Source organism: Streptacidiphilus sp. MAP12-33 (genome assembly GCF_041261265.1).
GTDB lineage: Bacteria > Actinomycetota > Actinomycetes > Streptomycetales > Streptomycetaceae > Streptacidiphilus.
In genome coordinates this window covers 1-19,220 of record NZ_JBGCCA010000015.1, presented here as the reverse complement: position 1 = coordinate 19,220, position 19,220 = coordinate 1, and the positions used below count along the sequence as shown (strand labels likewise).

At 73.1% G+C, this 19,220-nt stretch carries 19 protein-coding genes; 15 read left to right on the top strand and 4 right to left on the bottom strand.

Annotated elements, in window-relative coordinates; genetic code table 11:
* Positions 1–18: 18 nt before the first annotated feature.
* On the top strand, positions 19–1,464 hold the full coding sequence (locus ABH931_RS16615; RefSeq protein WP_370113865.1) for a sensor histidine kinase: 1,446 nt from the start codon (positions 19–21) through the stop codon (positions 1,462–1,464).
* Positions 1,461–2,138 (top strand): response regulator, encoded by a 678-nt coding sequence (locus ABH931_RS16610; RefSeq protein ID WP_370113863.1) that lies wholly within the window; start codon positions 1,461–1,463, stop codon positions 2,136–2,138. The genes ABH931_RS16615 and ABH931_RS16610 overlap by 4 nt, the downstream gene beginning before the upstream one ends.
* A 14-nt stretch (positions 2,139–2,152) precedes the next feature.
* Here ABH931_RS16610 and ABH931_RS16605 read toward each other — a convergent pair whose 3' ends face one another.
* Positions 2,153–3,568 (bottom strand): cellulase family glycosylhydrolase, encoded by a 1,416-nt coding sequence (locus tag ABH931_RS16605; protein WP_370113861.1) that lies wholly within the window; start codon positions 3,566–3,568, stop codon positions 2,153–2,155.
* A gap of 122 nt (positions 3,569–3,690) precedes the next feature.
* Between ABH931_RS16605 and ABH931_RS16600 the strand changes: the two genes are divergently transcribed.
* The 3 genes from ABH931_RS16600 (at position 3,691) to ABH931_RS16590 (ending at position 6,277) form a co-directional block, all read left to right on the top strand.
* The gene (locus tag ABH931_RS16600) at positions 3,691–4,905 is read left to right on the top strand and encodes a DNA glycosylase AlkZ-like family protein (protein WP_370113860.1); all 1,215 of its coding nucleotides are present in this window, start codon (positions 3,691–3,693) and stop codon (positions 4,903–4,905) included.
* 55 nt (positions 4,906–4,960) lie between these two features.
* A complete protein-coding gene (locus tag ABH931_RS16595; RefSeq protein ID WP_370113858.1) occupies positions 4,961–5,875 on the top strand; it encodes a hypothetical protein in 915 nt (304 codons plus the stop codon).
* 111 nt (positions 5,876–5,986) lie between these two features.
* Entirely contained in the window at positions 5,987–6,277 is a 291-nt protein-coding gene (locus ABH931_RS16590; protein WP_370113857.1) for a hypothetical protein, read from the top strand.
* Between the two features lie 57 nt (positions 6,278–6,334).
* Here ABH931_RS16590 and ABH931_RS16585 read toward each other — a convergent pair whose 3' ends face one another.
* Positions 6,335–6,769 (bottom strand): nuclear transport factor 2 family protein, encoded by a 435-nt coding sequence (locus tag ABH931_RS16585; protein WP_370113855.1) that lies wholly within the window; start codon positions 6,767–6,769, stop codon positions 6,335–6,337.
* Positions 6,770–6,925: 156 nt separating this feature from the next.
* On the opposite strand from ABH931_RS16585, the gene ABH931_RS16580 reads away from it, so the two are divergent.
* Entirely contained in the window at positions 6,926–7,441 is a 516-nt protein-coding gene (locus ABH931_RS16580) for a hypothetical protein (RefSeq protein ID WP_370113853.1), read from the top strand.
* 251 nt (positions 7,442–7,692) lie between these two features.
* Here the strand turns inward: ABH931_RS16580 and ABH931_RS16575 are convergent, their stop codons facing one another.
* Both ABH931_RS16575 and ABH931_RS16570 read right to left on the bottom strand, forming a co-directional pair.
* On the bottom strand, positions 7,693–8,370 hold the full coding sequence (locus ABH931_RS16575; RefSeq protein WP_370113851.1) for a pyridoxal 5'-phosphate synthase: 678 nt from the start codon (positions 8,368–8,370) through the stop codon (positions 7,693–7,695).
* Positions 8,367–9,047 (bottom strand): TetR/AcrR family transcriptional regulator, encoded by a 681-nt coding sequence (locus ABH931_RS16570; protein ID WP_370113849.1) that lies wholly within the window; start codon positions 9,045–9,047, stop codon positions 8,367–8,369. The genes ABH931_RS16575 and ABH931_RS16570 overlap by 4 nt, the downstream gene beginning before the upstream one ends.
* 180 nt (positions 9,048–9,227) lie before the next feature.
* Between ABH931_RS16570 and ABH931_RS16565 the strand changes: the two genes are divergently transcribed.
* The 9 genes from ABH931_RS16565 to ABH931_RS16525 form a co-directional block, all read left to right on the top strand.
* Positions 9,228–10,142, top strand: a complete 915-nt coding sequence (locus ABH931_RS16565) for an ABC transporter permease (protein ID WP_370113847.1) — start codon at positions 9,228–9,230, stop codon at positions 10,140–10,142.
* 7 nt (positions 10,143–10,149) lie between these two features.
* Complete coding sequence (locus ABH931_RS16560) at positions 10,150–10,959, top strand: ABC transporter ATP-binding protein (protein WP_370114128.1); 810 nt, start codon at positions 10,150–10,152, stop codon at positions 10,957–10,959.
* 274 nt (positions 10,960–11,233) lie between these two features.
* Positions 11,234–12,244: a squalene synthase HpnC gene (gene hpnC, locus ABH931_RS16555; RefSeq protein ID WP_370113845.1), complete on the top strand. Its 1,011-nt coding sequence runs from the start codon at positions 11,234–11,236 to the stop codon at positions 12,242–12,244.
* The gene (gene hpnD, locus ABH931_RS16550; RefSeq protein ID WP_370113843.1) at positions 12,241–13,191 is read left to right on the top strand and encodes a presqualene diphosphate synthase HpnD; all 951 of its coding nucleotides are present in this window, start codon (positions 12,241–12,243) and stop codon (positions 13,189–13,191) included. The genes hpnC and hpnD overlap by 4 nt, the downstream gene beginning before the upstream one ends.
* A gap of 112 nt (positions 13,192–13,303) precedes the next feature.
* Positions 13,304–14,677 (top strand): hydroxysqualene dehydroxylase HpnE, encoded by a 1,374-nt coding sequence (gene hpnE / locus ABH931_RS16545; RefSeq protein WP_370113841.1) that lies wholly within the window; start codon positions 13,304–13,306, stop codon positions 14,675–14,677.
* A 5-nt stretch (positions 14,678–14,682) separates the two neighbouring features.
* Positions 14,683–15,840 carry a polyprenyl synthetase family protein gene (locus ABH931_RS16540; protein WP_370114126.1) on the top strand — a complete coding sequence of 386 codons (1,158 nt, stop codon included), beginning with the start codon at positions 14,683–14,685 and terminating at the stop codon, positions 15,838–15,840.
* A gap of 4 nt (positions 15,841–15,844) precedes the next feature.
* A complete protein-coding gene (gene shc, locus ABH931_RS16535; RefSeq protein WP_370113839.1) occupies positions 15,845–17,935 on the top strand; it encodes a squalene--hopene cyclase in 2,091 nt (696 codons plus the stop codon).
* A gap of 90 nt (positions 17,936–18,025) precedes the next feature.
* Positions 18,026–18,646, top strand: a complete 621-nt coding sequence (locus ABH931_RS16530) for a 1-hydroxy-2-methyl-2-butenyl 4-diphosphate reductase (protein ID WP_370113837.1) — start codon at positions 18,026–18,028, stop codon at positions 18,644–18,646.
* 14 nt (positions 18,647–18,660) lie between these two features.
* Positions 18,661–19,220: flavodoxin-dependent (E)-4-hydroxy-3-methylbut-2-enyl-diphosphate synthase (locus ABH931_RS16525; protein WP_370113836.1), on the top strand; the 560-nt coding region annotated here is incomplete at its 3' end.

The window sequence follows — 19,220 nt, the reverse complement described above, 5'->3', positions numbered from 1 at the left end:
TCGGGCATGCTGAGGGGCATGGGAGCACCCTTGCGGCGGTGGCGGCGGTCGTGGGCCGTCGACGCGGCGGTCGCGGCGACGGTGCTCGCGGTCACCGCCTCGGGCGCGACGGACCGGCTGGTCTCCTGGCTGCCCGCGTGGACCGCGTTTCCGCTGGCGCTGACCCAGGCGGCCCTCGTCGTGTTCCGCCGCCGCGCGCCGCTCCCGGTCCTGGCCGCCACGACGGCCCTGGGCGCCTTCATGATCGCCACTGGTTTCCCCGGCCTCTCGGCGACGGCCGGCGCCATCGCGGCGGCCTACGCCGTGGCCGTCCACGGCCCCGGCGACCAGGCAGAGCCTCCGCCCGCGCCCGCAGGGCGGGTTGGCGCGGCCGGGCCGCAGTCCTGGCCGGGCGGGCCGGACTTGTCCTCCTCCTCCGGCATCCCGGGCCGTCGGCCCGGGGCTGCCGCGGTTGCCCCTGTCTCGGCCTTCGGCCGGGCCGTGCCCGCAGGGCGGGCCGATCCGGCTCCGCCCTCCGGTGTGCCGCGCCGATGGGTCGGCGCTGGGCGGGCCGCCGGGCGTGGGGCGCTGGCCTGCCTGGCCGCAGCCGCCGTGTTGATGGTCGCGGGGTTGGCGCCGACGGCGCGCAGTCAGGCGAGCGGTGGGGTGCCGTGGCCCTCGCTCACCGTCGGGCTGTGCCTCGCGCTGGCGTGGGTGTCCGGATACGCCGCGCGGACCAGGCGCGGGTACGTCGCCCAACTGAAGGAGCGGGCCCGGCGGCTGGAGCGGGAGGAGGGGGAGCGGGCCGAACGCGCCGTCGCGGACGAGCGGCTGCGGATCGCCCGCGAGCTGCACGACGTCATCGGCCACTCGATCAGCCTGATCACCGTTCAGGCCGAGGCGGCCGGACGCGTGCTGCGGACCCGCCCGGAGGCCGTGCCCGAGCACCTGGCGATCATCTCCGCCGCCGGCCGCGAGGCCCTCGCGGAGATGCGCCGGGTCCTCGCGGTGCTGCGGCCGGGGGACGAGGACGGGCTCGCGCCGCAGCCGGACCTGGACACGCTGCCGGAGCTGGTGGCCAAGGTCGAGGCCGCCGGTCTGCCGGTGCGGCTGGACGTCGAGCCGGTCGCCCTGCCCGCGGGGGCCGGCCTCGCCGTCTACCGCATCGTCCAGGAAGGCCTCACCAACGCGCTCAAGCACGCGGGCCCGGCGACCGCCGAGGTGGAGGTGGCCCGGTCCGGGGGAGTCCTCCGCGTCCGCGTCGCCGACGACGGCCGCGGCCCCCGGGGCGAGCCCGACGCCGCCGCCCACGGCCTGCTGGGCCTGCGCGAACGCGTCACCGTGTACGACGGCACGCTGCACGCGGGCGCGCGCCCGGGCGGCGGGTTCGAACTGCGGGCCACGCTGCGCGTGGGGGACAGCGGGGACAGCGGGGACAGCGGCGACAGCGGGGACATCAAGGGCGTCGGGGAGGAGGACGAATGACCGTCAGGATCCTGATCGCCGACGACCAGGCGCTGATCCGTCAGGGCCTGCGCGCCGTGCTCGACTCCGAGCCGGGCCTGGAGGTCGTCGCCGAGGCGGCCGACGGCGCCGAGGCCGTGGAGGCGGCCCGTCGGCTGCGGCCCGACGTGGTGGTGATGGACGTCCGGATGCCGCGCCTGGACGGCGTGGCCGCCACCCGCGCCCTTCTCGCCGCGGAGCCCGCGCCGTGCCGGGTGCTCATCCTGACCACCTTCCACCTCGACGACTACGTCGCCCAGGCGCTGCGTGCCGGTGCCTCGGGCTTCCTGCTCAAGGACTCCACCGCCGACCAGCTCGTCGAGGCCGTCAAGGTGATCGCCGCCGGGGAGGCGCTGCTCGCACCGTCGGTGACCCGGCGTCTGCTGGAACGCATGGCCGCCGGACCTGACCACCCGGACGGAGGCGAGCTGCGGCGGCTGCTCTCCGCCCGCGAGGTGGACGTGCTGCTGCTCCTCGCCCGCGGCCTGTCCAACGCGGAGATCGGGGCCGCCCTGCACGTCGCCGAGACCACGGTCAAGAGCCACGTGCAGAGCCTGCTCGCCAAACTCGGTGTCCGGGACCGGCTCCAGGCCGCCGTCGTCGCCTACGACTCCGGCCTGGTCCAGCTGCGCGGCCTCGGCCCTACAGGGCTGTGAATACAGGGCCGTGACTACAGGGCCGTGACGGTCACCGTCAGCAGCGCGCCCGCCGGGGCCGTGACGTCGGCCGTGCCGTACCAGCCGTCGCGCGGCTGACGCAGCGTGATCCCGATGCGCCCGGCGCCGGTCACCCCGACGGAGGCGCCGTCGGCGTAGACGCTCGGTGGCAGCACGATCCGGGTCGGCAGCCGGCCGCCCGCGCGGTAGCGCAGGGTGTAGGTGCGCGTCGCCGGGTCGTACGCCTCGGAGACCGGGCTCCCTGCCAACTCCCGCGCGTAGGGCGAGAACACCGGCGCGTCACCGGCGTGCGGCCTCCCGTCCGGACCGAGGGGCGTGTAACCGCCGGTGCCCTTGCCCCAGTACCACATGGTCCACCCCGCGGCGAACTGCCGCATCGCGGCGACCTGCTGGGAGACCAGCTCGGTGTTCCCGGGGGTGTCCGCGTTCGGCGGACCCCACTCGCCCACCAGGACGGGCATCTTGTGTGCCTTGGGATAGGCGGTGATGGCCGCCGTGTAGTTCTGGATGAAGCCGTCGGACGGGTTCCAGTCCTGCCCGTTCTCGACGTCCGTGTCGTAGAAGTGCGGCGCGTAGCCGATCCGGGCCGTGCCGTGGCGGGGATCGGCGAAGCCGGGCAACCGTGTCGGCACGCCCTCGCCCACCAGCACGGTCGGCTCGACGAACAGCCAGGAGGAGGAGTCCACGCTGCGCACGGCGCCGATGAGCCGGCGGTACATCGCCGCGAGCCGTCCCCGCTCCAGCGCGGCGGACGCGGCGATCTGGACGGACGGGTCGGTCGGGTCGCCCGCGATCGGCCCGGACGGCTCGTTGAACAGGTCGTAGCCCAGCAGCGAGCGGTGGCCGCGGAACTCGCGGGCGACGTGGGCGTAGAAGTCGGCCTGGTCGCGGCGCAGGTCGGCGTCGTCGTACAGGTGCTGGAAGGCGCGCTGGACGGCGGGCTGGAAGTAGCCGGCGAACCAGTCGTTCGGGTCGGCGACGAACGGCAGGCCGTCGTCACGGGTGGCCCAGACCGGCGCGCCGTCCTGGCCGCCGCCGTACTTGGGGCCGTAGACGTCCTGGTGGAAGTCGACGACGACGCGCAGGCCGTAGCGGTCGGCGGCGTCCATCAGTTGGCGCAGCTTGCGGAACTCCGCCTCGTCGTAGTGGCCGCGCTGCGGTTCCAGGCGGGCCCAGGTGATGTCGAGCCGGATCAGGTCGAAGCCGTGGGCGGCGATCGCACGGATGCCGGCGGGCGTGGTCTCGTCGTACTTGTCGACGTTGAACCCGCGTAGGCCGAGTACGCGGCCGTGGCTGTCGGTGAAGGCGACCGTGCCGGCGGCCGGATGCGACGTGGGGGCCGCGGAGGCGGGGGTGACGGAGAACGCGGCGGCGAGGGCGACGGCCCCCGCCAGGAATCGGGCGCGCATGAGCACCTCCGGAGGGAAGGGGCGGGTGGCCGCCGATCATGCTCCGCGGGGCGAACGTGCGCAAGGGTAACGCGAGTATTCCTCACGTTTATTTTCCGCCGTGCCTCCCCGATACTCGTCCCATGAGCGCTCCCGCCGTCGACGCCGATCTCGACCCGGCCCGCCTCCGCTCCTGGTGGGCGCACCGCCAGGGCCTCGACGGCTCGCTCGCCGGCGCCGCCCCGGCGCAGGTGCTGGCGCGCACCGGCTGGGCACGCTCCGTCGGCGGTGCCGCGCCGTATCTGGGCCTGTTCGCCCGCGCCGGGTCGAGCCGCGCCGAGGTGGACGCGGCCGTCGCGGCCGAGGAGATCCACGAACTGCCGTCCGCGCGCGGCTGCACCTACGTGCTGCCCGCCGGGGACTTCGCCCTCGGGCTCGCGGTCGGCGCGGGTGCGCCCGCCGGAGAGCTGGCCGCCGCGCGCAAGCACCTCGACGTCACCGACGCCGAGATCGAGACGCTGAACGCCGCGGTCCTGGCCGCCCTGGAGACGGCTGCCGCCCCGCTCGACCCCGCCGCCCTCAAGGACGCCGTCGGCGAGGCGGTCCGCAGCCTCGGTGAGGCCGGTCGCAAGCGCGGTGTCTCCACCACGCTCCCGCTCGCGCTCGGGCTGCTTCAGTCCGCGGGCGAGATCCGCCGCGTGCCCGTCAACGGCCGCCTCGACCAGCAGCGGTACGGATACGTCCGCTGGACGCCGCCGGCGGCCGCCTTCGCCGAGGCGGACGTGGAGCTCGCCCGCCGCTACTTCGCGTGGGCCGCGCCCGCCTCGCTCGCCCACTTCCGCTGGTTCTCCGGCTTCACCGCCGCCCGCGCCAGGGCGGCCCTCGCGCCGCTCGGACTGCTCCCCGTCGCCGGGGCCGACCTGCTGATCCCGGCCGAGCTCGCCGACCCCTTTGCTGACCACCGCCGTCCCGTCGAGCCCTGCTACACGCTGCTGGCCGGGATCGACGGCGTGCACCTGCTCCACCGCGAGCTCGCCCGACTGGTCGACACCGCGGACGCCGACCGCCCCGTGCCGGGCGCCAAGGCAGGCCGGGTCTTCGGCTCGGACGCCGACCCGCAGTGCCACGTGATCGTCGATCGTGGCCGGATCGTCGGCTTCTGGGAGTTCGACCCCGAGGCGGGGGAGCTGGTCCACTCCCTCTTCGTGCCGCAGGACGCCGCGCTCGGGGCGGCGCTGGCTCGCACCGAGGCGTTCGTCCGGGACGACCTGGGCGACGCCCGCGGCTTCAGCCTGGACTCGCCCAAGAGCCGGGCGCCGAAGTTGGCCGCGCTGCGAACGGCGATGCAGGAGGGCTGACAGCGGGGGGTGGCGCACCTATGCTGACGCCACGTCTAACAAGGGGGCCTCGCCGATGGAGCCGACCACGCCGCCGCTCAGTCCGGGCGTCCGCTACGCCATGGTGGTGCCCCTGACACTCGGCGCGGCCTACGCCGCGCTGCTGCTGACCCTGGCCTCCTCGCACACCGAGGCGCTCTTCGCCTGGACGATGTCGCCGGTGAGCGCCACCCTCGTCGGCGCCGGGTACGCGGGCAGCTGCGCGATGCTCTGGCTCTGCGCCGTCCGCGCCAAGGCGTGGACCCACGCCAGGGTCACCGTGCTCAGCTCCTCCCTGTTCATGCTGCTGATGCTCGCCGCGATCGTGCTGGACCACCGCACCCTGCACCTGGAGGGCGGGGACCTCTTCGCCGTGCTCGCGGCGTTCGGCTGGTTCGGCGTGCACCTGGTGGCCCCGCTGATCGGCACCGTCGGGCTCGGTGTCCAGCTGGTCGGTAACCGCCGCCTGGCCGCCCGCTACGGCCGGGCTGAGCGGCCCGAGCCGCTGCCGTGGTGGATCGCGCTGCCGACGTTCTCCTCCGGTGCCTTCCTCACCGCCGTCGGCGCACTTCTCTTCGCGGCCCCCGCCTGGCCCGCCCGGCACTGGCCCTGGGCCGCCGGCCGGCTGGATGTGCGCGTCCTTGCGGCCTTCGCACTGGTATTCGGGCTGGCCATGCTCGGCACCGTCGCCGAGCGAGAGCTGCACCGGGTCCGGCACGGCATGCTGGCGCTGGTGGTCACCGGCGTGCTCGGCCTGGTCGGCCTGGTCAGGTACGCGGACCAGGTGCGCTGGGCGTCCGCCGGCGCCTGGGGCGTGGTCGCGGTGCTGATGCTCTTCCTGGGCATGGGGCTGGCGGGTCTGGGGCTCTCGGCGATCCTGCCGGAGGCGCTCCCGCAGAGTGCGCGCTCCCGCGCGCCGGGGGCGTCCGCCGGTGCGGGCAACCCCGCCTGAGTAGGTGTCAGTGTGCCGGGGTAGGCTTCGCAACCGGAGATACTTGCACACCGACCTCACGGGGCGGATAGGCTTCGCACCACGGCCCTGGTGCCTTGCAAGGGGTGGGACATGGAACAGATGCAACACGTGCGCAGTCGGCCGCGGATCCCCGCGGTCCAGTGCGGCACGGGTGCGGCGAGCCGTCGGCTCGACCGGCACCTCGCGGTGCTCGGCGCGCCCGCGCTGTCGCAGGTGGAGGTCGCCGAGGCGGTCGGGCTGATAAGGGAGCTGACGCCGCGTGGCCTCGGCACGCCCGCGTCGACCAACGCCCCCGCGCGCCCGAACCGCTTCTCCCGCACGGTGCTGTTGGCGCCGCTGCGGCGGCTCAAGCGCTCGCTCTTCGGCAGTCGGGGCCGGTAGGCCCCGACTCGCCCTGCCCGGCAGGCCACGCGCGGTGCGCTCGTAGGACTACTCCTACTACTCCGCCGTGGCCTGCTTCAGCACGACCTGGTACGCCTTCTCCTCACCGCGTTCCGCCAGCCGCCATCCCGCCTCGGTGCGCACCAGCCGGTCCACGTACCAGAGCCCGCACTGCAACAGGCCGCCGTCGTCCGGCAGCGGCATCGGGTTGTGGCACATGGTCCGCGCCGTGGCGCGGTCACCGTCCAGCTCGATGATCATGTTGGCGACCAGGTGCTGCGTCGCCGGGAACAGCGGCAGCACCTCCTCCAGGAACGCGCAGACCTCCGGCACGCTGCCGCGCGGTCCGCCCATCGCCGTGTAGTCCACGACGGCGTCCTCGGTGAAGACGGCCTTGAGGGCGGCCCAGTCGCGGCTGTCCACCGCGTGCGCGTAGCGCGCGAAGAGTTCCTGGATCTCCAGACGGTCCGACATCTCCTGCAGCGTCAGCATGCGCGCCAGTGTGGGCGAGGGGAGGGGAGAAGAGAAGGGCCGTGCTCACCCTCACCGGAACGGACTAGCGTGGCAGGCGGTACACGAACGTCGCTCCTACGTTCGGAGGGAACCGCCCGCGTCAATCGCGGGCATCTCGGAGGAGAGGCGCACCTCATGCTCACGTCCCGACGCCCGACGACGATCCTGCTGTGCGCCCTGACGGCCGCGACGCTGGCCTCGACGGCGGCGTGTTCCAGCAGCACCAAGAACGCGGTCTCCAACGCGGCGAGCAACGGCGCGTCGGCGGTCCGCAGCGCGGCGGCGAGCGCCGGGTCGAGCGTGGCGGCGAGGGCGTCCAGTGCGGCGTCCAGTGCGGCGGCCAGCGCGAAGGCCAGCGTCAAGGCGAGCGCCTCGGCGAAGGCGTCCTCGGGGGCGGTCCAGAAGAACGTCACCTCGGGGGCGTTCTGCTCGCCGGACGGGTCGGCCGGCGCGACCAGCGCCGGGGTCGCCATGACCTGCAAGAAGGACTCGTCGGGCAAGGACCGATGGACCTCGGCGGTCAGCCCGTCCGCGAGCGCGCAGGCGGGCCAGTTCTGCAGCACCTCCGGCGCGACGGCCTCCGGCAGCAACGGCACCAACCTCGTCTGCAAGGGCGGCTCCGACGGCCGCGACCGCTGGACCAAGCAGTAGGTGCACCATCCCGGGGCGCCGTAGGCGCCTTCAGGGGCGCGAGGCTCTGCCGGCTTGCGGCTCAGCCGCGTAGGCGCGGGCAACCACCGGCGTGCGGATGGCCCTGCTCGTATCGGGACCATCCGCATGTGTGTGGCTTGCCGCGCCCACGCAGGGGGCACCTCAGGGGCACCTCCCGGCCGAAGGCTGGGGGAGGAGCCGCACACGGCAGAGCCTCGCGCCGCTGGGGTAGGCGTACGCGCACGTGGGAGCTACGGCCAGAGGCGGTCGCGGGTCCAGGGGCCGGTGGCGCGTTCCGCGCGGTAGCGGAGGCGGATGTGGCCGCGGCCCGGGACGCCCTGCCAGAACTCGACGGTGCGCGGTTCGACCGTGAAGAGCGCGTGCTGCGGGTCCACCGTGTCCGGCGCCGAGGCCACCCGCGCGGACGCGGCGGCGAAGGCCGCCGGGAGCGCGGCGGGGTCCGTGAGGACCTCGCTCTGGTGGCCGACCAGGCTCGCCGCGCGCGAGCCGGGGAGACGGTCGAGGAAGTCGCGCGCCGCGGTCGCCGCGTCCGCGCGCAGGACGGGGCCGCGGGCGCGGATCTGGCGGCCCTGCTCGCGCCAGTGGAACATGATCGCCGCCTGCGGCCGCGCAGCGAGCTGGCGGCCCTTGGGGCTGTCGGCCTGGGTGGCGAAGGTCCAGCCCGCCTCGGTGGCGTCGCGCAGGGCGACGACCCGCAGGTCGGGACCGCCGTCCGCGTCGGCCGTGGCCAGCGACATCGCGTGCGGCTCGCGCACGCCCGCCACCACCGCCTCGCCCAGCCACGTCAGGAAGAGCGGGAACGGCGAGTCGGGCGCACCCTCCGGATCGAAGGACGGCAGCTCGCCACCGAGCATCGGCAGCCCGAACAGCAGCTCCCGCACCGTCCGGGCCTCGGGCCCGCCGCTCACGACGATGCCCCGAGCGCCGCCGCGATCGAGCGGGCCAGCCGCTCCAGGTAGTCGCGGGTGACCGGCTCGCGGGTGACCAGCAGGTGCCAGTAGAGCGGGCCCGCGATCAGGTCGAGGGCCAGGTCGGAGTCGGTCCCGGCAGGCAGCTCGCCCCGCGCGACCGCGCGGCGGACCAGCGCCGCGCTGCTCTCGCGCTGCGACTCGCGCAGGGCCAGGGCCAGGGTGCCGGCGATCTCCGGGTTGCGGGCGGCCTCCGCCAGCAGGTCCGGGACGATCTGCGCGGCGAGCGGGTGGCGCAGGATGCGGTAGACGACCTGGATCAGCAGCCGCAGGTCCTGGTGCAGGGAGCCGGTGTCGGGCAGCACGATGCCCGCGCTCACCACCTCGGACACGACCTCGATGACCATCGGCAGCTTGGAGCGCCAGCGGCGGTAGACGGCGGTCTTGCCGACGCCCGCGCGGCGGGCCACGGCCTCGATCGACAGGCGGGCGTAACCGGTGGTGGCGAGCTCCTCGAAGACCGCCCCGCGGATGGCTTCGGTCACATCGTCGCGCAGCAGTGCGGCCCCCGTGGGTGCCCGCTTGGCCTCGGTTTGCCCTGGTCCCTGGTGTGCGGTGGCGTCCGCTGCGGGCACGGGGGGATCGGCGACGACGGCCTGTCCCGACTGAGTTCCCATATGCTCCCCTGTCAGCACTGGTCGCGTCTGTGCACCGCCTGTGCGGCTCCTGTTCAGGTCGACGATACGCCAGCGTGCCGACGCAACGCTTGCGTTTCGTCGGTCGCCCCCGTTAGCGTCCTACCCAGGATGGGACGATACCGTTTCGTCCTGTCCAGTGGGACGAAGCTTGGGAGTAGCGTGTCCACGGTGTTTGAGCAACGGGCGGCAGGCGTGGCCGACCCGGACGCGGGTCTCAGCCCCGCGGAACTGGCCGCCAAGTACGGCCTGACCATCAGCGGCCGTCGGCCCAGCCTGCTGGAGTACACCAAGCAGGTTTGGCAGCGGCGGTACTTCATCGGCGCGTACGCGACCGCCAAGCTCATGGTCCAGTACTCCTCGTCGAAGCTGGGCCAGGTCTGGCAGGTGCTGACGCCGCTGCTCAACGCGGGTGTCTACTTCCTGATCTTCGACCTGCTGCTGGGCATCAGCAAGGGCATCCCGGACTACATCCCGTACCTGTGTACGGGTGTGTTCGTCTTCAACTTCACCCAGGCCGCCGTGCTCTCCGGCACCCGCGCCATCTCCGACAACCTGGGTCTGATCCGCGCGCTGCACTTCCCGCGCGCCTCGCTGCCCATCGCCTTCACCGTCAACCAGCTCCAGCAGCTGGTTGTCTCGATGGGTGTCCTCGGCGTCATCGTCCTGGTCAGCGGCCTGCCGATCACGGTGAACTGGGTGCTGATCGTCCCCGTCCTGCTGCTGCAGGCGACCTTCAACGCCGGCCTCGCGATGTTCATGGCCCGCATCGGCGCCAAGACCAGCGACATGGCCCAGCTGATGCCGTTCATCATCCGTACCTGGATGTACCTCTCCGGCGTGTTCTGGTCCGTCAGCAGCGTCGCGGCCAAGCTGCCGCACGTGGCCGGCGCACTGATCCAGGCGAACCCCGCGCTGATCTACATCGAGCTCATGCGCTACTCGCTCATGGACTCGGTCCCCGCCAGCAGCCTGCCGCACCACGTGTGGATCATGGCCGTGGCCTGGGCCGTGATTGGCGGTCTGGGTGGTTATGTCTTCTTCTGGAAGGCAGAGGAGGAGTACGGCCGTGGATGACCAGGAGATGATCGACAGCGTGCTGGAGCCGGAAGGCCCGCCGCCCGCCCCGATCGAGAAGATCCCGACGGTTGTCGTGGACAACATGCACATCGTCTACAAGGTCTACGGCGCGGGCGCCGGCAAGGGCAGCGCGACCGGTGCCCTGTCGCGCATCATGCGCCGCAAGGCCTCGCCGGCGCTGACCGAGGTGCACGCGGTCAAGGGCATCAGCTTCACCGCCTACAAGGGCGAGGCCGTCGGCCTGATCGGTTCCAACGGCTCCGGCAAGTCGACGACGCTGGCCGCCATCGCCGGTCTGCTCCCGCCGGCCCAGGGCGCCGTCTACACGGACGGGCAGCCCTCCCTGCTGGGCGTCAACGCCGCCCTGATGAACGACCTCACCGGCGAGCGCAACGTCGTCCTCGGCTGCCTGGCGATGGGCATGACCTACGCCGAGGTGCGCGAGAAGTACCAGGAGATCGTCGACTTCTCGGGCATCAACGAGAAGGGCGACTTCATCTCGCTGCCCATGCGCACGTACTCCTCCGGCATGGGCGCGCGGCTGCGCTTCGCGATCTCCGCGGCGCGCACCCACGACGTGCTGATGATCGACGAGGCGCTGTCCACCGGTGACGCGGCCTTCCGCAGGCGCAGCGAGGAGCGCATCCGCGAGCTGCGCCGCGAGGCGGGCACGGTGTTCCTGGTCTCGCACAGCAACTCGACCATCCGTGAGACCTGTAACCGGACCATCTGGCTGGAGCACGGCCTGATCCGCGCCGACGGCCCGACCGAGGACGTCGTCAAGGAGTACGAGGACTGGACCGCCAAGCGGTAGTGACCACCTGGTGGTCACCCGCTTGCCACTACGGTCCGCACACCGTCCATAACGATCCGACAGCCGCCGTGGGCACCCGCCCCGGCGGCTGTCGGTGCGGGGACGTAGGCTGCGGGCATAGGGTATGAACAAGATCGTGTGCAGGCGTGGTGCGCGGAGCAGTGTGCAGAGCCGGTGTGCCCGAGGCGTGTCCCCTGTGGGCAGCCCGTCAAGATCGGTGTAGAACGGGGGGGTGGCGGTCATGGCGGTGGGCGAGCAGCAGTCAGGTGAACTGATGTCCGACGAGGGATCGGGTGCGGTTCTCGACAAGGCGGCGCGGGAGAACTTCCCCGTCGCTCCCTTCTTCCTGCCGCCCGCCATGCGCGAGGGCCTGATGGCCGTCTACGGCTTCGCCCGGCTCGTCGACGACGCGGGGGACGGCGATCTGCCCGATCCGCGCGGCACCGCCGGGCTGCTGGGCGTCCCCTTCGTGGCGGAGGCCCCCGGCAGTGAGGCCGACACCTCCTTCCGGCTCGCCCTGCTCGACGCCCTGGACGCCGACGTGGACCGCGCCTTCGAGCAGGTGCTCGACGCGCGCGCGGCCGGCCCCCGGCATCCGCTGATCGCCGCACTGGTGCCGGTGATCGCCCGCCACGGCCTCACCGTCGAGCCGTTCCGCGGCCTGATCGAGGCCAACCGGGTCGACCAGCGCGTCGCCCGCTACGAGACCTTCGACGACCTGATGGGCTACTGCGAGCTCTCCGCCAACCCGGTGGGCCGCCTGGTGCTGCAGCTCGCCGGTCTGGCCACGCCCGAGCGCGTGCGCTGGTCCGACGCGGTCTGCAGCGCGCTCCAGGTCGTCGAGCACCTCCAGGACGTGGCCGAGGACCGTGCCCGCGGCCGCGTCTACCTGCCCGCGCAGGACATGAAACGGTTCGGCGTCACCGAGGCCGATCTCGACGCCGCGCACGCGGGAACAACCCTGCGCGGCCTGGTGCTGTTCGAGTCGGAGCGCGCCCGCGCCCTGCTGGACGAGGGCGCGCCCCTGCTCGCCTCGGTCGGCGGACGCCTCCGGGTGCTGCTGGCCGGCTTCTCGGCCGGCGGCTACGCCGCGCTCGGCGCCATCTCGGCCGCCGGGTACGACGTGCTGGCCGGCGCGCCCAAGGCGGGCAAGGGCCGCCTCGCCCGCGAGGCCGTCGCCGCGCTGCTGCTCGGCGGCCGGCGCGGGCGCGGGGCCGGGCCGACCGGATCGGCGGGCACCACCAGGGGCACGGAACGGGGCAGTCGTTCGAAAGGCATGAGGTGAGTCCGCAGAGCTTCCGATCCGGCACGGCCGTCGAGGCGCTGTCACCGCAGGTGGCAGCCGCCTACCAGTACTGCGAGGCGGTGACCGGCAGTCAGGCGAAGAACTTCTCCTACGGCATCCGCCTGCTTCCCGTCGCCAAGCGCCGCGCCATGTCCGCGATCTACGCCCTGGCCCGGCGCATCGACGACATCGGCGACGGCGGCTGGTCCGACGAGCGCAAGTTCGAGGAGCTCGGCCGCACGCGTGCCCTGCTCGACGAGATCCGCGAGGGCTCCGTCGAGCCCGAGGACACCGACCCGGTCAAGGTCGCGCTCGCGCACAGCTGCACCCTCTTCCCCATCCCGCTGGACAGCTTCGACGAGCTGATCGACGGCATGGAGATGGACGTCCGCGGCACCAGCTACGAGAACTTCGACCAGCTGCGCCACTACTGCCGCTGCGTGGCGGGCACCATCGGCGTGCTCTCGCTCTCCGTCTTCGGGTGCAGCGACCCCAAGCGCGGCGCCGAGTACGCCGACACCCTCGGCCTCGCGCTCCAGCTCACCAACATCCTGCGCGACGTGCGCGAGGACGCCGGCAACGGCCGGATCTACCTCCCGGCCGAGGACCTCGCCCGCTACGGCTGCGAGCCCGAGGGATTCGGCCTGGCCGTTCCGCCCGCGACACAGGCTGCTTCCGATGCCTCGGCCTCCGGCGAGGACTTCCGCGGCCTGATCATGTTCGAGGCCCGCCGTGCCCAGGGCTACTTCGACGAGGGCCTGCGCCTGCTGCCCATGCTCGACCGCCGCAGCCGCGCCTGCGTCGGCGCCATGGCCGGCATCTACCACCGCGTCCTGGAACGCATCGTCGCCGAGCCCGAGGCGGTGCTGCGCGGCCGGGTCTCCCTGCCCGGCTGGGAGAAGGCCTACGTAGCACTCTCCGGACTGGTGGGAGGGCGTTCCTCTTGAAGGACCGTCCGTTCGTGTCGATCCTGTTTGCCCCACCGGCTCGGCGGGGAACCACTCGACGCCGCGCGACGTCGCGGTCGGCAGGGGAGAAGCAGCTAAGGGGGCGGCTCCGGTGAGCGCGACGCGTCAGGGCAGGGCCCTGGTCATCGGTGGCGGGCTGGCGGGCATCACCGCCGCGCTCCGCCTCGCCGACGCCGGGCTGGAGGTCACCCTCACCGAGGCCCGGCCGCGCCTCGGCGGCCTCGCCTTCTCCTTCCAGCGCGGCGCGCTGACGGTCGACAACGGCCAGCACGTCTTCCTGCGCTGCTGCACCGCCTACCGCGGCCTGCTCCAGCGCCTCGGCGTCCGGGACGAGGTGTACATCCAGCCGCGCCTGGACGTGCCCGTCCGCGACGTCAACACCGGCCGCGAGGGCAGCATCAGCCGCGACCCGCTGCCGGTGCCGCTGCACCTGGGCCGCGGCCTGCTGGGCTACCCGCACCTGAGCCTGGCCGAGCGCGCCGCCACCGGGCGGGCCGCGCTCGCCCTCAAGCGCCTCGACCTGGAAGACCCGGCGCTGGACCGACGCTCCTTCGGCGACTGGCTGCGCGAGCACGGCCAGTCCGCCCGTGCCGTCGAGGCCCTGTGGGACCTGGTCGGCGTCGCCACGCTCAACGCCACCGCCGACGCGTCCTCGCTCGCGCTGGCCGCCATGGTCTTCAAGACCGGTCTGCTCACCGACCCGGGCGCCTCCGACATCGGTTTCGCCAAGGTCCCGCTCGGCCGGATCCACGACGACATGGCACGTGCCGCGCTCGACCGCGCCGGCGTGCGCGTCCTGCTGCGCGCCCGCGCCGTGGAGATCAAGCCCTTCGAAACGGGCGAGACGGGCAAGCACAGCGTCCAACTGGAGGGCGAGCGGCTCGACGGCGGCGCGGAGACCCTGCGCGACCTCGACGCCGTGGTGCTGGCCGTCCCTCAGGACGCCGCACACGACCTGCTGCCGCCCGGCAGCCTGGACGAGCCGGAGGCACTGCTGAAGCTCGGTTACGCGCCGATCCTCAACGTCCACGTCGTCTACGACCGCCCGGTGCTGGACCAGCCGTTCCTGGCCGCCCTCGGCTCGCCCGTCCAGTGGGTGTTCGACCGCACCCCCCACTCCGGCCTGCGCGGTCCCGGCCAGTACCTGGCCCTGTCGCAGTCCGCGGCGGAGGCCGAGATCGACCTGCCCGTCGCCACGCTGCGGCAGCGCTATCTGCCCGCCCTGGAGCGGCTGCTGCCGCGCGCCCGCGAGGCCGGGGTCACCGAGTTCTTCGTCACCCGCGAGCGCACCGCCACCTTCGCGCCCGCACCCGGGACCGCCCCCCTGCGGCCGGGACCGGCGACGCGCACGCCCGGCGTGCACCTGGCCGGCGCGTGGACCGCCACGGGCTGGCCCGCGACCATGGAAAGCGCCGTGCGCAGCGGAACCGCAGCGGCCCGGAACGTCCTGAGGGAACTGCGATGACCGACATGAAGACCGCCGAGACCGCCCAGACGACGACCAGAAGCACCCGAGACAGTCTCGACAGCCGAGCGAACGGAGAGGGAACGAGCGTGGTAGCGCGCCCCGATCAGGCACCGACGGTGGAGGCGGACGTCCCCGCCCTGCTGGACCACGGCAGGACCTTGTGCACCCCCGTGCTCAAGGAGGCGGTCGCGCGTCTCGCCGCGCCCATGGACGCGGTGTCCGCCTACCACTTCGGCTGGACCGACGCCCAGGGCAACCCCACCAACGCCGACAGCGGCAAGGCCGTCCGCCCGGCCCTCGCGCTGCTCTCGGCCCGCGCGGCCGGGGCCCAGGCCGCCGTCGGCGTGCCCGGTGGGGTCGCCGTCGAGCTGGTGCACAACTTCTCGCTGCTCCACGACGACCTGATGGACCGCGACGAGACCCGCCGCCACCGCGCCACCGTGTGGACGGTCTTCGGCCCCGCCCAGGCGATCCTGGTCGGCGACGCCATGTTCGCGCTCGCCAACGAGATCCTGCTGGAGGCCCCGGGCCTCGGCACCACCTCCGCGGTCGACGCCGGCCGCGCGGTGCACCGCCTCACCGTCGCCACCCGCAAGCTGATCGACGGCCAGGCCCAGGACCTCAACTTCGAGAACCGTGACCGCGTCGGTGTCGAGGAGTGCCTGGAGATGGAGGGCAACAAGACCGGCGCCCTGCTCGCCGTCTCCGCCTCCATCGGCGCCGTCCTGGCCGGCATGGACGACCAGGGCGCCGACGCGCTGGAGCGCTACGGCTACCACCTCGGCCTCGCCTTCCAGGCCGTCGACGACCTGCTCGGCATCTGGGGCGACACCGAGGTCACCGGCAAGCCCAACTTCGGCGACCTGCGCGCCCGCAAGAAGTCCCTGCCGGTCTGCGCCGCGCTGGCCGAGGGTGGAAAGGCGTCGCTGCGCCTGGCCGAGCTGCTGGCCGACCCGGAGGGTCGTGGCGACGAGGACGAGGAACAACTCGCGGTGCGCGCGGCGCTGATCGAGGAGGCGGGCGGGCGCGCCTGGACGGCCGAGGAGGCCCGCCGGCAGCACAGCACGGCCCTGGCGGCCCTGGACGAGGTCGCCATGCCGGCACAGGTGCGGGCGCAGTTCGCCGCGCTGGCGGAATTCGTTGTGGTCAGGGAGAGGTGACGAGATGACAGCATCCGCGGACGGCCGGCTCGAACCACAGAACGAAGCAGAGCCGGCCGCGGAGAGCACCACCACGCAGTCGCAGCCCGTCGAACCGGAGACCACCCGCCTGGCGCGCGAGACGCTCGCCAAGGCCACCGCCCACCTGATCGGCCTCCAGGACGAGACGGGCTGGTGGAAGGGCAACCTGGAAACCAACGTCACCATGGACGCCGAGGACCTGCTGCTCCGTCAGTTCCTGGGCATCCGCACCGAGGAGCAGACGCGCGCGACCGCCGACTGGATCCGTTCGCAGCAGGGGGCGGACGGCACCTGGGCCACCTTCTACGGTGGCCCTTCGGAGCTGTCGACGACCGTCGAGGCCTACGTCGCGCTGAAGCTCGCGGGTGACGACCCGGAGGCCCCGCACATGAAGCGGGCCTCGCGCTGGATCCGCGAGCAGGGCGGCATCGCCGCCACGCGCGTCTTCACCCGCATCTGGCTGGCCCTGTTCGGCTGGTGGCCCTGGGAGCGGCTGCCGGAGCTGCCGCCGGAGGTCATCTTCCTGCCGCGCAACTTCCCGCTGAACATCTACTCGTTCGGCTGCTGGGCCCGGCAGACCATCGTCCCGCTGACCGTCGTCTCGGCCCACCGCCCGGTGCGGCCCGGCCCGTTCGCCCTGGACGAGCTGCACACCGATCCGGCCAACCCGTACCGCACCCGGCCGACCGCCCCCGCCTACACCTGGGACGGCTTCTTCCACCGCCTCGACAAGGCGCTGCACTACTACCACAAGATGCCGGTCAAGTCCCTGCGCCGGCTCGCCCTGCAGCAGGCCGGGCGGTGGATCGTCGAGCGCCAGGAGGCCGACGGCTGCTGGGGCGGCATCCAGCCCCCGGCCGTCTACTCGCTGATCGCGCTGCACCTGCTCGGCTACGACATGGACCACCCGGTCATGAAGGCCGGCCTGGCCGCGTTCGACCGCTTCACGGTCCACACCGACGAGGGTCACCGCTGGATCGAGGCCTGCCAGTCGCCGGTGTGGGACACCTGCCTCGCGCTCATCGCGCTGGCCGACGCCGGGCTCCCCGCCGACCACGACTCCCTGGTGCGGGCCACCGACTGGCTGCTCGGCGAGGAGGTGCTGCGCCGCGGCGACTGGGCCGTGCAGCGGCCCGATCTCCCGGCCGGGGGTTGGGCGTTCGAGTTCGACAACGACAACTACCCCGACATCGACGACACGGCGGAGGTGGTGCTGGCGCTGCGCCGCGTCGCCCACCCCGAGCCCGGCAAGGTCGCGGGCGCGACGCGTCGCGGGATCGACTGGGTGCTCGGCATGCAGTCCAAGAACGGCGCCTGGGCGGCGTTCGACGTCGACAACACCTCCACCCTGCCGAACAAGCTGCCCTTCTGCGACTTCGGCGAGGTCGTCGACCCGCCGAGCGCGGACGTCACCGCCCACGTGGTGGAGATGCTGGCCGCCGACGGAAAGGCGGGCGACCCCCGCACCCGCCGCGGCATCGACTGGCTGCTGAAGGAGCAGGAGGAGGACGGCTCCTGGTTCGGCCGCTGGGGAACCAACTACGTCTACGGCGTGGGCTCGGTCGTGCCGGCGCTGGTCGCCGCGGGCCTGCCGGAGGACCACCGGTCCATCCGGCGCGCGGTGGCGTGGCTCACGGAGAAGCAGAACGCCGACGGCGGCTGGGGCGAGGACATGCGCTCCTACCAGGACAAGTCCTGGGCCGGGCGCGGGACGTCCACCGCGTCGCAGACGGCGTGGGCGCTGATGGCGCTGCTCGCGGCGGGGGAGAGCGGCGAGGTCGTGGACCGCGGCGTCCGCTGGCTGGCGCAGACGCAGCTCGCGGAAGGCACCTGGGACGAGCCGGAGTTCACCGGGACGGGCTTCCCGTGGGACTTCTCGATCAACTACAACCTGTACCGGCTGGTCTTCCCGGTCACCGCGCTCGGCCGCTACCTCCACGGCACCCCGCACCTCACCCCGGGCGAGGCGGACCGCGAGACCCGGCCGGGTCTGCCGCTGCCGACCGGCGGCGCCTCGGACGCGCCGGCACCGAGGCGGCTCCTGCCTTCTCTGGCGGGCAGGCGACTGAGATGACATGTGGCAACCCCCTCAGGGGCGCGAGGAACTGCGCGAGCAACCACTCTGTGCGGATGGCCCTGTTCGAGGGGGACCAACAGCTCACCGGTGGCTTGTCGCGCAGTTCCTCGCGCCCCCAGGTTGAGGGTGGTCCCCGTGAGTGCCAATAGTTCGACTCTCGTGGCGTGCGCGCTCGGGATAGAGGCGTGGGTGCTCCGGGCGGCAAGCCCCGTCAGCACCGGGATGGGACCGGAGCGCGCGGAGCGGGCCATGAGGGCGACGCTCCGCGCGCGGGCGTGTGCGCCGTCCGCACTGGTCTTCGCGGGCCTCGGTGCGTCGGTCGTCACGGGTATCCGTCCGGGGGACGTCGTGATCGCCACCGAGGTGCGGGACGATCGGGGCGTGGTGGCTGAGGGTGGCCCGTCGCCGCTCGAAGAGTCCTTGGTCGCAGCGGGGCTGACCGTCCACCAGGGCGTGCTCCACTCCAGCGACCACGTGGTCCGTGGCGCGGAGCGCACCCGGCTCGCGGAGTCCGGTGTCACCTGCGTCGACATGGAGACCGCCGCCGTCTGCCGCGCCGCGCCGGGAGTGCCCGTGCTCTCCGTCCGCGTCGTGGTCGACACGCCCGAGTACGAGCTGGTCCGGCCGGCCACCGTCGTGCACGGGATCCGCGCGCTGCGCGCGCTCAAGCAGGTCGGGACGGTGCTCGCGACCTGGCACCCGAACTGAGGGGAGTCATTGCCATGACCGCTGTCTCGCTGGGTATGCCCGCGGTGCCGGTGGAGCCGCTGGCGCCGCGTCGGATCAGCCGTCAGATCATGGTGGGGAACATCGCCGTCGGCGGCGGTGCGCCGATCTCGGTGCAGTCGATGACGACGACGGTGACGGCGGACGTGAACGCGACGCTTCAGCAGATCGCGGAGCTGACGGCGTCGGGTTGCCAGATCGTGCGGGTGGCCTGCCCGTCGCAGGACGACGCGGACGCGCTGGCGATCATCGCGAAGAAGTCGCAGATCCCGGTGATCGCCGACATCCACTTCCAGCCGAAGTACGTCTACGCGGCGATCGACGCGGGCTGTGCGGCGGTGCGGGTGAACCCGGGCAACATCCGGCAGTTCGACGACCAGGTCAAGGAGATCGCCAAGCGGGCCGGTGACGCGGGCATCCCGATCCGGATCGGCGTGAACGCGGGTTCGCTGGACAAGCGCCTGCTGGAGAAGTACGGGCGGGCGACGCCGGACGCGCTGGTGGAGTCGGCGCTGTGGGAGTGCTCGCTGTTCGAGGAGCACGGCTTCCGCGACAT

Excerpts from the sequence above, each read along its gene's own strand:
- ABH931_RS16615 (WP_370113865.1), top strand. The coding sequence starts at position 19 with ATGGGAGCACCCTTGCGGCGGTGGCGGCGGTCGTGGGCCGTCGACGCG.
- ABH931_RS16610 (WP_370113863.1), top strand. The coding sequence starts at position 1,461 with ATGACCGTCAGGATCCTGATCGCCGACGACCAGGCGCTGATCCGTCAG.
- ABH931_RS16605 (WP_370113861.1), bottom strand. The coding sequence starts at position 3,568 with ATGCGCGCCCGATTCCTGGCGGGGGCCGTCGCCCTCGCCGCCGCGTTC.
- ABH931_RS16600 (WP_370113860.1), top strand. The coding sequence starts at position 3,691 with ATGAGCGCTCCCGCCGTCGACGCCGATCTCGACCCGGCCCGCCTCCGC.
- ABH931_RS16595 (WP_370113858.1), top strand. The coding sequence starts at position 4,961 with ATGGAGCCGACCACGCCGCCGCTCAGTCCGGGCGTCCGCTACGCCATG.
- ABH931_RS16590 (WP_370113857.1), top strand. The coding sequence starts at position 5,987 with ATGGAACAGATGCAACACGTGCGCAGTCGGCCGCGGATCCCCGCGGTC.
- ABH931_RS16585 (WP_370113855.1), bottom strand. The coding sequence starts at position 6,769 with ATGCTGACGCTGCAGGAGATGTCGGACCGTCTGGAGATCCAGGAACTC.
- ABH931_RS16580 (WP_370113853.1), top strand. The coding sequence starts at position 6,926 with ATGCTCACGTCCCGACGCCCGACGACGATCCTGCTGTGCGCCCTGACG.
- ABH931_RS16570 (WP_370113849.1), bottom strand. The coding sequence starts at position 9,047 with ATGGGAACTCAGTCGGGACAGGCCGTCGTCGCCGATCCCCCCGTGCCC.
- ABH931_RS16560 (WP_370114128.1), top strand. The coding sequence starts at position 10,150 with ATGATCGACAGCGTGCTGGAGCCGGAAGGCCCGCCGCCCGCCCCGATC.
- hpnC (WP_370113845.1), top strand. The coding sequence starts at position 11,234 with ATGTCCGACGAGGGATCGGGTGCGGTTCTCGACAAGGCGGCGCGGGAG.
- ABH931_RS16540 (WP_370114126.1), top strand. The coding sequence starts at position 14,683 with ATGAAGACCGCCGAGACCGCCCAGACGACGACCAGAAGCACCCGAGAC.
- shc (WP_370113839.1), top strand. The coding sequence starts at position 15,845 with ATGACAGCATCCGCGGACGGCCGGCTCGAACCACAGAACGAAGCAGAG.